We start from the raw sequence: 15,212 nt of genomic DNA on the forward strand, positions 1-15,212 counted from the left end.
TTCATTCCACCTCATCTATCGATCTAGTCTTTTCTGCAGATATATCTTGCATTAATTTCCACAATACCACTAATATTTCATCTTTCTTAACTGTTCTCCCTGTATACTTAAGTTTTCTTTTTATATCATCATAAATCAAATTAGATTTCGCCGATAAATTAACTTTAGCCAAGACAAGAGAGCTCTCACTAGAAGTAACCTCAATATAGTCTTCGGTCACCTCCTGAGAATTGATACTATCTAATTCGTTCAGCAACTCCGTTCGAAATACATCATCTGTTGCATCGGACCAATCTTGTCTACTAACTCCAACTAGAGCATCAGTTATATTGTCTATATAGTTCTCAGAATTTGAATTTATAATCGAAGACAATAATTTAGAAGTTTTCCTTTTGATATTTGGATATTTTTTAGCCCATGGAATTAAATCTTCTTGTTTTTCAACTGAAAGAGAATTAAAGATAATATTTCTCATAGAATCTTTATGCACTGTAGATATATATATCTCACTTTCAGTTTTGGCAATATTCACCTTATCCTTATCTTTTCCCATGTTCGTATACTCTAAAAATCTATCCATAGCATCTAATGGTCTAACTTCACCGATTCTAATAATTTCACGAAGTTGATTGGATAGTGCTGATTGTCGGTTTGTAACCCTCGCCAATCTAGGGAGTGATTGATACCAACGTACCAGTACCTTACTTAGAAAAACAGGAGTTTGCAATCCCCTATCTTCCTCTTGAATATATGATGAAAAACATCCCTCTATCAAATCGAGCAGACCACCATACTTACCTTCAAATGATTGGTATGCAAAGCTATAATCATTTGGGTTATTAATCATTCTCCATAGGAGTTCACCATTAATCGTTTGTATGAAGATCCCATTATTATAAAAGAGTGTATACTTCCATTCTTTACCCAGAAGAGTTGGCAAAAGTATTCCTATTATAGGTTGTCTTACAGCAAAAGGTGTATTTTTAAAGATATTAATTAAATCTTTAAAAGATCCTCTCTCTTTCCTTATAACGGTCAGAAGATCTTCCCTCAAAAGGATTAGAGATTCATCTTTTATAAGCTCTGGATGTAATGGATCCAGTCCATTATTTTTTAATACCGTCGCATAAATCAAAAAATCAGGTCCAAATCCACTTATATTTATTTCATCACTATTTGCACTAATATACTCAAGGATTTTATCAACAACTTTGTATGCTCCCTTTTCCTGTACTTTTGCAATTACTCTTCGATTGAAAGCCTCATTCCTTACTTCAGGTGTAGAGGGATATAACTTATACATAATATTTGAAAGACTGTTACTTAAAGAGCGCTCATCTAAAATCTCTAGACTTTCCCCTTTATATATCCATTCACAATCTTTAGAAAAATCAACAAACGGGCTTAAAATCATTCTAATATCGTGAAGGAATGACTTTTTAAGATATGCCAATTCATCAATTAAAAAGCGATCTTGTATTAAAAACACTTTATCTTGCTCTAACTTTTCTATCACGAGTAGTTTATCAAGTTTATTATAAATACTATCAATAGGGTAAGTTGGCATTACAAACATTACCTTTTCTGCGATCAAAGAAATTTGAAACACTTGCTTTCTCACTTGATCCATAACATCCAGATTATCCACAATAATATAAACAATATTGAAGTCACTTTTTTCACTTTCATCAAAATTGAAGGGGGATTCAGTAATATCAGTCTGGTGGGCAATCCTAACTTCAGCATACCTAGTTATACTCTTTTCATCATTATACAGCTTAGGTAGATAGAACCTAGATTCTAGTAATCGCTCTGCTAGTTCGAGTTTTTGTTCAATAGAAAAAGATGATAGAAGTAACTTATTCTCAATTTCCACATTAACATCAACAATACTACCTTCATACAACATAAAACGATCTCCATCATTTAAGTAGCGCAATATTTTCAGTTTATATAAATCATCAATTAGTTCTTGCGCTTGCACTAGTGATAACACTAATGCAAAAGATATAAACTCTAAGCTTGGAACTACGCGAATATTTAGATTGGCTATATCCCAAATTGTTAGTAGTTTCAAGATTTTCAATTGATCCTCAAGATGTATAGAAGGAACTAAGCGTTTCTGCAATCTTTTATATAATAAATAACTTTTTTTAATATTAGAATCATGTTCGAACTCATCAAAAGCAGGCTCAAAGTAATCAAACAACTTATCTACAGTGTACCAGTCTTTTTCTTTTTCATAATGATATTTCAACCCGCCATTTTCATTGCTTTCCAAAAAAGTAAACATAGTCCTTTCATTTTGAGCAACAATGTTAGCTAATTTCGGCATACAAAATAAAGTAATTGGATGGATAGGATAACTTCCCTCAACAATAAGTGATGTTTTTTCGAACTGTGTTAGTTCCGGAAAAAGCGGGTACCTTGATAGTCCACTCCATAAATTTTTCTGAGTTTCCTCTGAGTTCCAATTCTTGCGCATATGCTGTGTAGCCATGTTAGAAATACGGACAAAAGTTGACTGATCGCTTTCCACATTATAAATAGAAAATCTTTTTTCAATCCGTTGAAACTCTCTTTGTAACTCTTCATTAAAACGCTGTGCGTACTGTCTCATATTTTTATGAGTAATGAGTAATATGCTTAAATTTTGATATGAATTATGATCTGCTAGTTCAGCAATATCTTGAAGGTCTTGCATGGTCTCATGGACTTCATTGGTGTTAAGCGACTGCAATAACCTTCCGAATTCATCATGAACAATTAGTAGCCCTTTATCAATCTTTTGTAGCTCCTTAAGAATGTGATTTAATTGAGAAACTAACTCCCCTGTATACCCAGGGATAAAATTAGACCCAGAGGTTAGACTTGGATAAATGTTTGTAAACCATATAATTTCATCTTCATTAAAATTCTCCACTAGTTTAATCCAAGAAGAAAGAACCTGATTTCTTTCACTTAATTTCTCCATAAACTTAGTATATGTTAAAGGGAATTCCGTCTCCCATTTCTTTACAACGTTTATTATTTCGATAATTAAACTCGGTAAAACAATATTAGTTCCATCCTTCTTTAAAGCTTTATGAATAGAGGAGATTAACGATCGTCGAAGATTTTGAACATTGCCTTCTAGGATAACTGGTATGTAAATAATCTCATGATTTTTAACTTCTCTTATTAAGTGCTCAACTTCATCGTCTATTACTTCAAACTTCTGCATTAAATCATTAGAAACCACATCATTATATTTTTTTGAGATTAGTCCCGTTAAAATGGTACTCATCAAAGACTTGCCAGATCCATAAGGTCCAGTAATGATATGAGATTTTTTACCTCCTAATACTCCACTTAAAATCTCTTTAAAAGGAGCAACATGAGAGGACGTTGGGAGAAATCTACTAACAAAGTTTTCTTCTCCAAGATCAAAACGAATATTAACACTTGAATGAAATTTATACTGCTTATTCATAAATATATTCTCCGACCTTTCTACTATACTCATATCTAAGATATTCAACAGGAGAAATACCAGGTAACTGTATAGTATTCAATCTATTAGTTCTTTGAAAATGAATAGGATAATTTAAATGTTCTGAAAGTTCTTCTAACGCATTGATTATCTCTGATCTTTGCAGATGGAATATTCTTCCCCACAAATTAGGTTTAATTTCAATTTCTTCCAAAGAGATATTATCTGTTTCATTTGCTTCACCATATTTCAATAAAGCATACATTAAGGCAGTTGTTCCTATTTCCTTATAACTGTGATTGTTTTTGATGAACACACTTGAACTTTCCTCGGAGATAGATAGCAGTTTTAGTTTTCCTAATGGACTTTGTGTTACATCCTCGGGATCTTTAACCTGTTCATCTCTAACATATAACCTTAACATACAATCCAAATCTCTTTTCAGTGATTTTTCTGATGTTTTCTCGCCTTCACGAGCTGCCCAAATTCCAAGTTCATGAATGACTTCTTCTTTAGTAAACGACGCTCGTGAAAATACATTAAATAAGCCATACCATACAAATAGCCTCTCGTTAATATTCTCCTTGTCTATTAAAGAGAAATGTATCAATGATAGTGAGTCTGAAAAATCGAGGTATGGATCATATGTATTAATAATTTCACCTAACTCAGTTAGTTGGTGAATGCTCTTATTTTCTTCATTTTTCGACTCCCTAGCAATACCCGTCGCTGTAATCCAAAACCTTAATGATTGAACCATGTTTTTACCCAATCCTATTATTTCAGCTGCATCTTTTTCATAGAAAAAACGCGGTTTAATTTGAATCATGTTAATTCCTTTACGTAACCAATTTAAACGCAAATGAAATGTTTCATGTTGCCCATACTTCATATGTAAAGATCCCCCTAATAGATAACTAATGAGAATGTACATTCGCCATATAACATTATAGCATAAAAAAAATCCCTGGATAACATTCTCCAGGAAAATTCAAATAAGAATATCTTGATTTTCATCCTATCCTTCTTTCTATAGAATTCATAGTATGAAATCTTTTTACTAGGTTGTGTTCGGATATAATCCCATATAACTCAGCAGCTATTTATTTCATGCTACAATATTAATATAATATCGTAGAATATTAATATTCATTAAAATCATCATCTCTAGGAATATAAATATTATTAAACTCACTTTCTTTTATTTAGGTAATTAACCACAGCCAACTCCCCTGTCAGTCGTTCATTCCCTTATTTATTACTTCTCCTTACACTTATAATATTTTGGTATGATTGCAATATCAATTCTTAGATATTAAATTAAATCAACTACCCATGATGAAACGGCTGTAATAAGAAGTATAGTTCTCGATTTAATCACTATCACGCCTCTTACTAAATAATTCACCATTAATCTCCAATTCCCTTCATTTTCTAGATATATCGTCAGACAATCTTATAAGATTGATGTTACAATAAGTAACACATGGTTATCCTATATACTTAAGGAAATTAGATAGCAAAATTATAATAATTTCAATGCCCAAAATTCTTGGTAAGAAGTGGCTAATACTCATACTTCTCATTTATTATTATTATCAATTCGCTAATGATCTAATAAACACATTATCACATTCCCGCCCAAACCAATACGGAATCCCATCGGTATACCCTATCTAACCAGGCATCGACTTATATATATCGGTAACTTTATTACATACTTCATCAGGCAGATCGCTTCATGTATTCAGATTAAAATTTTAAGAGCTTAACCTATTCATTTGCCTTTCCTCTTCGCTCGCATCCTCCGACAAACGCCATCTCCATACCTTATTATGGATTACAACTACACTCCCGCGTCTAAGCCCATAACAAAATAGAGGAAAGGCTGGTTGGGCTCCAGGTTCCCCCGCACCATTCAGTCGATCCTCATTCTTTCTAAACCAATGATATAACCCTCGTTCTTTAATGAACTTACCCCGAAATCACCGCCGAACCTTGTACAGCCAATCTCCTTTGCAAATACGCCTTTAAATATGGGTCCACACAGTAGATATAACACCCCTTCGTTCCCCGGGTCATTAACGTCCTGTAGGTGTTTCTAATAATTTGATCGGCCATTCGGAGAGCCTCGTCCTTATTCTTCTTATACAAGGTCTTGAAGCCAGAAAGAGACTTATCCGTCTTTGCACGCTTGAACGGGTCGGTGACGATATGGTTATTTTCAAAACGCATATCTTCGCCAATGATAACTCCGACATAGTCGAATTCTAATCCCTGTGAAGTATGAATGCAGCCTACTTGCTCGATAGATTCAGGGTCGATTGCCCAAGTCGTCGTATTATTAAGGTTCCAGCTCATGAAAAACTGATAGCGATCTAATTGAATGTCATGGATACCAGGATTACTCTTTCCATCTGTCTTCCAATCCCAGCAGTATCCGGCGAGCATTCTAGCCTTATTATTCAGCTGATTTTTGCTGAAGATTTCGTCCCGTAATTCGTTCGGGTCATCATAGAGCCGAATTTCATAGTCGAAATCGAAACCATCTGCGTTTGCGGTTTCACGGATACCGAGTACATCATCAAGCCATGCCAAATATCCATCTGATCCATTGCATCTGAATTGAGAAGCTAATGTTAACTCTGTAATATCCGCATCCATTTGTTCGGCATACCGTCTAATCTGCTCTTTGCTGCCAACATCGTGCATCGCAATCTTCTGATATTCATCAATAAAAAATACAGAAAACCGGGCAGCGCGGATAATTTCCATGGTTTGATTAATCCCTTTATTTTTAAACAGACCTGACTTTTCATTTAAGCGATGAGCCTCATCGACAATCAAGCAATCGAATTCATTCGGCAATGCTTCATAGTAAACGCCTGATCCCTTAAACAGGTTATCAATGAACGACTTCTTCAAGTTTTGTTGCAGCTTTTTCATGTATACGGCACGAGGTGCGCTATTCTTGGTTACATATTGGCAGACCAGCTCTCGTGACGTTAGCTCTACCAAAAGATTAATACCGAGAACCGACTTCCCTGTCCCTGGGCCGCCTTCAACAATCAGGACCTGTTTCTTTCCCGACTGGGCTTGCTTCGCTAATCTTAACGCTTCCTCATATACGACCTTCTGATCATCAATCATGATGAATTCCTGATTTCCCTGCAGCATGCTGACAAGTGAGTCCTGAAGCGATTTAGAGGGCTTGATTTTGCCATGCTCAATGAGGTAAAGCGATTTGCTTCTATCGGTTTTCTTAATGAAGGTCGAAATAAATCCTCTTAGCTTTAGAGCATCTCCCTTGGAGAAGATCGGAGCTTCCTCAATATATTGATCATAGACAGGATGCAGTAGAGGGTCGTTATCGGTCTGTATATAGTTATGTAAATACGCACAAGGATAAAGCTGGACCTCTTCGTTCTGCACAGTCTCGTTATATTCGCTGATCAGCCGAGCATAAGACCATGCCTGATAAGAAGGATGCTGCGTTTTAGTCTTTGTCCGGTTGAAATGGGTTTTAACAAGGCCATCCGAATCTTCAACCGTTTCAACTTCGGTCCATTGCTTAAGCTCGATGATAACGACGGAGTATTCATCCTTTTCATTTAAGCCTGTAATCATGAAGTCGACTCTTCTTGAGGTCGCTGGAATTTTATATTCGATTGCGATACCTACGTCATCCGGAATAGCCGATGTGTTCAATACTTTATAAAGATAGTTCATGGAATTGTTCCATGCGTTAATCTCGCCCATGGAAACTCTGCCGACTTTTTGCACGTACTGATTATGAATCTTTACCGCAATGGTGTCCTCGGTCACATCATTCATAAATTGCTGCTTGGTCGATTCATAAATAATCATGGTATTCTCCCCTATTCGTTCACTGCCGCGTACTTTTTTGCGAGCTTCCCTTGGAGCTGGCTATCGGATATTTCTCCGCGTTTTTGTTTATTTTCTGAAGGATGGCATCCTTTACGTCGATCTTCAAATCATGAGCGAGTGTTAGCGTATAGATGAGAATATCAGCGATTTCATCCTGCATGTCTGAATAATGTTGCTCTATGGCTTGCTGACTGTTCTTCCATTGGAAGAGCTCCAGCAGTTCGCTAGACTCTAACGAGATAGAGAGAGCCAGGTCCTTAGGATCATGGAATTGCTTCCAGTCTCTTTCGTCACGGAACTGAATAATTTTCATAATTAATTCATCCATTTGTAGCACCTCATCATGTTGTTCTATTTCAATCTTTTATACTTGCTCTACACAAAATAATGATAGTCCAATCTTCAATATAATTCCATGAAATTCCTCCAAATTAAATAGAAAAGGACTCCTGTTAAACGGAGTCCCTTATTAAAAGATACAGCGAATTATGGTTTGAGCTAATTTATAGAAGCAGCCTGATTAATTTCCTCTTGAAAATTATTTAAGTCAAATTTCAATGTTTTCGCATCATTCTCAATAGATTCATTCTGTAAAGTGTCTTTCAAACTGAAGTTTCCCTGAGACTGTCCTACCACGTAATAGCCGAAATCGTTCTTATCTGGCCTATCTCCTTTATCGGCGCTAAGAAACACAATAACCTCTTCATCAATTTCAAATTTTGGGATGTAGTCTTCATCGAGGACAAGGATCATATCTTCTGTTTTTCCACCATCTACCCGTACTTCTACGTTTTCTCCAGGCTCTCCCTTAAAGACGGTTTGAACTTGGATTGTTGTATCGGTAACCGGGAACCCTTCAAAATTTTTCTGCACTTCTTGGGAGAGAACTCTACCTTTTACAATCGCATCTGCCTCATTAACAAGCTGATTCTTATCTAAGTGAATAAACTGAACCTCAGAATACACAACAGTTTTAACGGTTGCAGGTAAATTAGTCATGGTTTCATTCGACAGACTTGCTTCAGTATTACTATTTGTACATGCCGATAGAAACAGGAACAGCAAGCTGCCAAGAATAATATAAGGCGATTTCACTTTTAATCAGCCCCTTCTTCGTCTCTGTTATAGACATTAACGTTGCCCACAGTAATATAAAAAGCAGCCTTGAGGGCTGCCTTTTCAAGTCTGAGTTTAAATATTGCTTTCGACACCTTCTGGAAGGAATATTCTTGGAACATTATTGGTTCTATTGTACTCTTCTATGCGATTAATTTCTTCTTGAAAATCATTGAAATTCGCCATCATTACTTGTGATACTGCATCCGCAAAAAAGACCCCGCATCCGCGGAGCCTCTCATTAATCTATTTCTAATGCCCAGTCCCATGATTATATAATGTAATCCCGCCCGCAGGGCTTGTCTTTGCAGCGGAATCAGCACTAGCTGAGGCTCCAATAGCAACTGCACTAAGTAACAACAGCGTCGTCAGCAACAAGGATATCTTCTTCGTCATAAAAAAACTCCCTCTCTAAGATATTTTTTATAATCCTTTGATACATCTCTTGCTGTGAATCTGTAGCCCTGTTTCGGATAAGCTCGTAGAAGGCGACAGATTTCCTAAATCCCGCCTCATCTTCTAGTTTACTACATATTTGTAAAATATCTAGTATTCTATTTAAGGCATCGGTCATATTATTTCTTCTATATAAATATGTAGCGAGTAAATACTTGTAATCCACATAGCTTCGTACATCTTCTCTCTTCTCTTTGCTGCGGATCTCCTCGATCTGATCCTCGAATAGCTCAAGCACCCAATCGATAGAGTAGTTGTATTTGATTGCAGACTCGAGGACGGTTAACAGTCCGTTCAATACTTCCTTCTTCGTTAACGTCTGCAGAAAGCGGACATACTCCTGCAGCACTCTGCTGTTCCCCTCAAGTAACTCAATCACATAACCGTTGGCCACAGCCATTTCCTTGAAAAAAGCCGCTTCTGCACGTCCCTCTTCATCCAGATGCTTAATCCAGCCCAAATCCTTGTATTGATTAATGCATCTTCTTGCTTCTGCGTATTGTCCCGTCTTCTGATGCCCCACCCCCTTCATTAATAGGCTATATCCGAAATAGTAGGCAATGCTTCTGTTCAAGTGCGGCTTGGGGGACATCCCGATGATAGTATGCGAGGTCTCGTAGGTGATAGCAATTACTTCGAATAGCTTATCTGATACCTCAATTACGGCTGGCCAGTTTTCACATGAAAATGATAGCTTTATCATGTCTACAAGTGAATCGGCAGCTATACCATCGAGTTCAAGCAACGTATACACTTCCTCTCAAAACCATTTATACCAATACTAACCCTTTATTTTCCATGGGTCAATATTCCATTTCTGCAGTTTGCTAGATTGTCAATATTATTGCATATTTAACTTCCCGGTTCTTGTACACCTAAATCTGTACCACCCTTCCCTAAGCTGGAGTAAAATAGTCATATAGCAGATATCCGATACAGACAAGGGGCGGTTGTAAATGGCAGGTAAATCCCTGGCACAGGGACTAATGGCTTCAAGCGGGGAGCAATTACGTTTAATTTATGTCTTAGTTATGGAAACCGGCATTTTAAGGATGATCACCAATAAAACTAAAGATCTTTTTGATAAAAATATAGACCATTCGCAGCAGCAGCTGAATCAGGAAATTGCGAAGCTTAACGGCATTGACGATGATACGCTGCGTTTAGAGTTATTTTTACATATGACCAAAGAATTTGAATTAGCCGGATCACACTATAACACATCCTATGAAATAGAGAATAAATGCGGAGAAATCCTCCGGAAAGCGCATGCCTATCAGTTAAAAAAAGATAAGGATTACAGCGCATTTGTATCCCGAAACGCACAGCTGCAAATCGATGGTCAACTCGTTATGTATCAAATGCAAAAGATACTGGGCTCTGCCGGCGGTGAGCTTAATAAGCTGACTCCGGATCAGCAGGATACTTTTACTGAGCAGATCGAGAAATTCATTGATTCCCTGCCGGTCGAACAGCAACAAAAAATCAAAGAAAAACTAAATATAGATGCTGTAACCAACGTTACTATAAAAAATGTCATTATAACGCAAGGCAGCGCTGTTCTATTAGCTGTTATTGTTGAGATTGCCGGCTTTGCAGCCTATACAACATTGACTTCTCTGATCGCAGGCACGTTCGGTCTGATTGGATTAACCTTACCGTTCGGTGCTTATATGACGGCAACCTCTGTACTCTCTGTTCTGACAGGGCCTCTCGGATTTCTTTTAATCGGCGGAGCAAGCGGATTTATGATGCTGAACCAAAGTAAAAAAGTGAAGAAGACACTATTACACATGGGGATTGTTCAATTAATACTGCCGGTATTATTAGATGAGTCCGTGATGTATGAATACGATTCTTTTATCAGACAATGGACCGCCCATTATCATAAGCAAGAGCAAATACTGCAGGTAATTTCCTCTCACCAGACAGAATATACTAACGTCTCGCAAAAATTAAAGACTACCGAGGCCAACATCGCAGTTAACAACAAGCAGCTAATAGGGAATATTCATGCTTATAACAAAATAGTGGATCAGCTTGCTAATTCCTTGACACTGGTAAGCGACAATGAGATGACTTCTTCCTATAGGAGACGAAATCTGCAAATAGCGAATCTGGTAACACAATTACATAATAATAGAGCGTCTGTTAAAAGAAACAAACAGGAGCATTCTTTTTTGAAAAAGATGGGCGGAATGCTCTCGAATATCTCAATCGAAAGTGATATTAAGAGGGTGGAAAACCAGCTCCAAGAGTTGAGAAAAGAGCAAGCTGCCGAGCTCATTTCCATTCGCCCAATTCGCTTGGGGAACGAGTGTGATGCGGCCCAAACGCTTTTAGCAGAGAAAAAAGCAATTCTTGATACACTAGCAGTGCTAAACGAACAAAAGAGGAATATTGAAAACAACCTCTCCTCTATAAAGTACAGGCTTCAGCAAAAACAGGAGCAGTTACGCAGCTTGCAAAAAGAAATCTATGGTTTGGGTGATATAGCATGATTCAAAATGAACAGTTTTGGACCCATTGGCGTAATGGCGAATTCGAGCAGGCTATGAAGTGCAGCGTATCCGGCAAAACAAAAAGAAAAGGCTCCCGATTATTCGGCAGCCCGATGCCCCCGGACGAAACGGATATTGTTGCCGGAATCAGTGCGGGAGATTTTTTATATGATTTTCTCATGATCAATCCTACGGTTGTTGCAGGGATTGATTTTGCACGCAGCGAGGATTTGAGTTCAGCCTTTTCACTGGCCCAATTTGCAAAAACAGTCGATCTGAATCTGGCTACCGGCGATATGGCTCAACTGCAAGGATATGTGGCTGAACAGATGATCGCTCAGAGGCTGGAAGCCGCAGGATACGATGTCCAATTCCCTGAGACTTCAAACCAGGCAGGCTGGGATATCCTTGTCGACGGAAAAGAGTTTCAAGTGAAGTGCGGCAGTAATAAGGCTATTGTGGACGAGCACCTGGAACGCTATCCGGATATCCCTGTATATGTAAATGATGAATTGGCGTTACATTACCCGGATCACTCGAATGTTTATAGTGCCGGGTTAACCAAAGAAGCCGTGGTTGATGCAACAAACTCTACGTTATCCCATGCGGAGGACCTGCTTGATCTGGAGGTGCCCTGGATTTCAGCAGGTGTGAGCTCTTTCTATAATTTAAGACGGGTGGTCCGTGAGCAGCTTCCTTTACAACTGGCGGCCCGAAATGTAGTTATCGACACTACCAGCCGTGCATCCTTAGCCGCTGCAGGACAAGCCGCTTTTACCTTTGCAGCGGGAGCTATATTTTCCGGAGGCGCTTTTGCCGTAGTCCTGCCTCTAGTGGGTGCTTATGCCGGGTTACAGCAAAGCTCACGGGTAGCAGACAAATTCAAGAAACTCCTTGCTAAAAGCCAATACCAACACTTAGAAAAATGCTTACAGGACTTAGTGGTTGTCATGAAAAAACAATTGAACCAGAAAGCAGCCATCAAACAAGAAAAGTGGCAGACCATCCTGCAAAAGAGTTTTAATACTACCCCGATATCTAGTTTGGCAGGCATTCACCAGGAAAAGCTCCAATTCATCGGCAATATGAATAACGAGTTAACGTCCATTGAGCATGAAATACCGAGAGATCCTGTACGTGCTTTTGAAAGATTAATTGCAGTATTAATGAAATCAGGAATTCATGTGTATTCTATCCAGAATGAACTTCTGAGCGTGGAAAATGGAATGAAGGAATTACAGAAGAAATTATAATGTCTTTTCATCTGTCCGCATAATCCGCCAAATCAATTCATCATCAGCTCATAGAAATACTTCGGCTCCTGAGTCTTATACAGGTTATACCAGGCTTCTAAGGTTTGGTCCGGGAAAACATCCAGGGCCCGCAGGACATGAACAGTGAACTCCAGGGGAGCTATTCCAGAGGCAGTAATCAGGTTTCCGTCTGTTACAGCAGGCTGCAGTTTATAGTGTTGTTCGCCTGTGTATGCCGGGCAGACCATTTTCAGATACTCCAGATCATTGCTTGTATGAGCACGTGTATCCAGCAGGCCTGTCCGGGCAAGCCCCATTGTAGCTCCGCAAATCGCCGCAACTCCTATATTGTCCTCCAGACATCTTCCGGCAGCCTGCAGGATAGGCTCGTGGATGGAATCTGTCCATGTCTCTCCCCCCGGCAGAATCAGCAAATCTGCGCTGCTAAAGCTGCACTCCTCCAGTGTGATGTCAGGCATTAGGGTTAACCCGCCCATTGTAGTTATAGGTGTCTTGTCTAGCCCTACGGTGACTATTTTAGAGGAGCCTTGCCCCTTCTTATAGTATCTTCCCGAGTTCAGCTCGGCAGTCAGGTACCCGATTTCCCAGTCCGCCATGGTGTCAAATACATACAGATATACAGTATGATTCATTGATAAATCCCCCTTTTCATGATTACCTCCATAATAAAACAGCTCCACTGACATCCGCTGTCAGTGAAGCTGTTACTGCTGATAATATTCCATTAGCTCCGCTACAGTAGCAACGAGCTTGTCCTTTAAGCTCTGCGGCTCCATTACTTGAATGGACTTCCCATAGGGCAGAAGAAAAGAAGGAACATACCTGTGAACGTTCTCCTCCTCAAGGGTAAAAATCGCCTGATTCGCTGTCCGCTCCTTCAGATGATGCCCCAGAAACCAGTGCAGACACAGGTCGTCCAGCGCATCCGCCGTGCCTTCTATCCTTACAGCAACCCATTCTTCCTTGCCTGCTGCATCAGGCAGCAGATTATGCAGGAAGCTTTCACGGGCCGAAAAACCCTCCGAGCGCTTAAAGCTCTCCGCCGTACGTTTGATCATCAGAATCCGGTCGGCCCGGAAGCTGCGGAGCTCTTTTTTCAAATGGCAAAAGGCAACCGTGTACCATCTGTTATTCCAGTAGACCATCCCATACGGGTCGATCCTCCTGTTCTTGGCATGCTCCTCACGGCCTGTACGGTAAGCAATTTCTACAGAGCATTCGTTGGCTACCGCCCATTCCAATTCAGCGAGCATCGGCTGGACAGAAGCAGGCGCTATATTGTTTATCACTTCAAAGCCCGCCAAATGGCGGCTAAGCACCTGCTCCTGCTCCTGATTCGAATACATCCTTAGCTTAGCTGCTGCATTATCCAACACATCACTCATAGGGTGTCCGGCCTCTTTTGCAAAAAGAGCAGCATGCAGGAGCGCCTTCTTCTCCTCCATATCAAACAGCAGCGGTGCTCTGATCACATTACTGAGCAGGCTATACCCGCCGTTATGCCCAGAGTCGGAGATGATCGGCACTCCGCTCACACATAATGCATCGATATACCGGTATACGGTCCGTATATTGATTTCCAGCTTCTCGGCGAGCTGCTTCGCCGTTATTTTCACGCCGGAGTTCAGTATCCACAGGATAGCCAGCATATTATCTTGTTTTGGCATCGCATAAGCCCTCATTTTTCATAAAATCTGCTAGAAGCGTACCCCTGATAGGTAGCATAAACGGCATTAGCCTATTGATCGGCCAGAATAGGACGGCCGGCAGACCTGCACCAAAGCTGCTTTCATTTTTGATAACTGCACTTAGCAAAAGAGCGAAGTCTCCCCCTTTACCGAATTTGTTGTCTACATTCATTACATAGGTCCAGGCTCTAACGTCAGTGGATCTCTACCCAAGCGTTAATTTCACTTTGGATATTGTTTACATCAAAGCTTATCGTCTTTGTATTATTCTCAATGATTTCGCTCTGCAAAGAGTCTTTCAAACTGAAAACACCTTGAGCCTGCCCGATCACGTAATACCCGAAATCATTTTCATCCGGCCTGGAGCCCTTATCTGCACTTAGAAAGACAATGACTTCTTCATTCATTTCAAATGATGGAGTAATAGCTTCATCAGTAATAAGGATCATATCTTCCGTTTCTCCACCTTCTGTCCGTATTTCTACGGTTTCTCCAGGCTCCCCCTTATAGACGGTTTGAACTTGAATTATTGTATCTGTTGCCGGGAAGCCTTCAAAGCTCTTTTGTACTTCTTGGGAAAGAACCGTTCCTTTTATAATCGTATCTGCCGCATTGATAAGCTCCTCTTTGTTAAAGTGGACCAACTGAACTTCAGAGTAGACAACAGCTTTATCCGTTTTAGTTGAATGATTTGCTTGTCCTTTAGACAACCTTGTTTCAATATTATTATCTGCACAAGCCGATAGAATGAAACATATCACAGCGCCAAGAATAATATAGGAAAACTTCACTTCAATCATTCCCCTCCTGATTTGCC

Annotated in this window: 11 protein-coding genes; 2 read left to right on the top strand and 9 right to left on the bottom strand. The window is 39.4% G+C overall.

The window, feature by feature from the left end; all coding sequences use genetic code 11:
* Position 1: 1 nt before the first annotated feature.
* The 6 genes from M2108_RS22360 to M2108_RS22385 all read right to left on the bottom strand — a co-directional run bounded on the left by M2108_RS22360 (position 2) and on the right by M2108_RS22385 (position 9,677).
* Positions 2 to 3,472, bottom strand: a complete 3,471-nt coding sequence (locus M2108_RS22360) for a hypothetical protein (protein WP_277471589.1) — start codon at positions 3,470 to 3,472, stop codon at positions 2 to 4.
* Positions 3,465 to 4,364 carry a DUF4007 family protein gene (locus M2108_RS22365; RefSeq protein WP_277471590.1) on the bottom strand — a complete coding sequence of 300 codons (900 nt, stop codon included), beginning with the start codon at positions 4,362 to 4,364 and terminating at the stop codon, positions 3,465 to 3,467. Before M2108_RS22365 ends, M2108_RS22360 begins: the two co-directional genes overlap by 8 nt.
* 1,082 nt (positions 4,365 to 5,446) lie before the next feature.
* The gene (locus M2108_RS22370; RefSeq protein WP_277471591.1) at positions 5,447 to 7,339 is read right to left on the bottom strand and encodes a DUF2075 domain-containing protein; all 1,893 of its coding nucleotides are present in this window, start codon (positions 7,337 to 7,339) and stop codon (positions 5,447 to 5,449) included.
* Positions 7,340 to 7,358: 19 nt separating this feature from the next.
* Positions 7,359 to 7,688 (bottom strand): MazG-like family protein, encoded by a 330-nt coding sequence (locus M2108_RS22375; protein WP_277471592.1) that lies wholly within the window; start codon positions 7,686 to 7,688, stop codon positions 7,359 to 7,361.
* A 170-nt stretch (positions 7,689 to 7,858) separates the two neighbouring features.
* Positions 7,859 to 8,455 (bottom strand): hypothetical protein, encoded by a 597-nt coding sequence (locus tag M2108_RS22380; RefSeq protein WP_277471593.1) that lies wholly within the window; start codon positions 8,453 to 8,455, stop codon positions 7,859 to 7,861.
* A 370-nt stretch (positions 8,456 to 8,825) separates the two neighbouring features.
* Positions 8,826 to 9,677: a hypothetical protein gene (locus M2108_RS22385; RefSeq protein ID WP_277471594.1), complete on the bottom strand. Its 852-nt coding sequence runs from the start codon at positions 9,675 to 9,677 to the stop codon at positions 8,826 to 8,828.
* 211 nt (positions 9,678 to 9,888) lie between these two features.
* Between M2108_RS22385 and M2108_RS22390 the strand changes: the two genes are divergently transcribed.
* Positions 9,889 to 11,433: a hypothetical protein gene (locus M2108_RS22390; protein ID WP_277471595.1), complete on the top strand. Its 1,545-nt coding sequence runs from the start codon at positions 9,889 to 9,891 to the stop codon at positions 11,431 to 11,433.
* Positions 11,430 to 12,686 (top strand): hypothetical protein, encoded by a 1,257-nt coding sequence (locus M2108_RS22395; RefSeq protein ID WP_277471596.1) that lies wholly within the window; start codon positions 11,430 to 11,432, stop codon positions 12,684 to 12,686. Before M2108_RS22390 ends, M2108_RS22395 begins: the two co-directional genes overlap by 4 nt.
* A gap of 32 nt (positions 12,687 to 12,718) precedes the next feature.
* On the opposite strand, the gene M2108_RS22400 is transcribed toward M2108_RS22395, so the two are convergent.
* The 3 genes from M2108_RS22400 to M2108_RS22410 all read right to left on the bottom strand — a co-directional run bounded on the left by M2108_RS22400 (position 12,719) and on the right by M2108_RS22410 (position 15,195).
* Entirely contained in the window at positions 12,719 to 13,339 is a 621-nt protein-coding gene (locus M2108_RS22400; RefSeq protein WP_277471597.1) for a type 1 glutamine amidotransferase family protein, read from the bottom strand.
* 72 nt (positions 13,340 to 13,411) lie between these two features.
* Complete coding sequence (locus M2108_RS22405; RefSeq protein ID WP_277471598.1) at positions 13,412 to 14,374, bottom strand: helix-turn-helix transcriptional regulator; 963 nt, start codon at positions 14,372 to 14,374, stop codon at positions 13,412 to 13,414.
* 215 nt (positions 14,375 to 14,589) lie between these two features.
* Positions 14,590 to 15,195 carry a hypothetical protein gene (locus tag M2108_RS22410; protein WP_277471599.1) on the bottom strand — a complete coding sequence of 202 codons (606 nt, stop codon included), beginning with the start codon at positions 15,193 to 15,195 and terminating at the stop codon, positions 14,590 to 14,592.
* Positions 15,196 to 15,212: the final 17 nt, after the last annotated feature.

This window comes from Paenibacillus sp. PastM-3, from assembly GCF_029893965.1.
Classification (GTDB): domain Bacteria; phylum Bacillota; class Bacilli; order Paenibacillales; family Paenibacillaceae; genus Paenibacillus_AQ.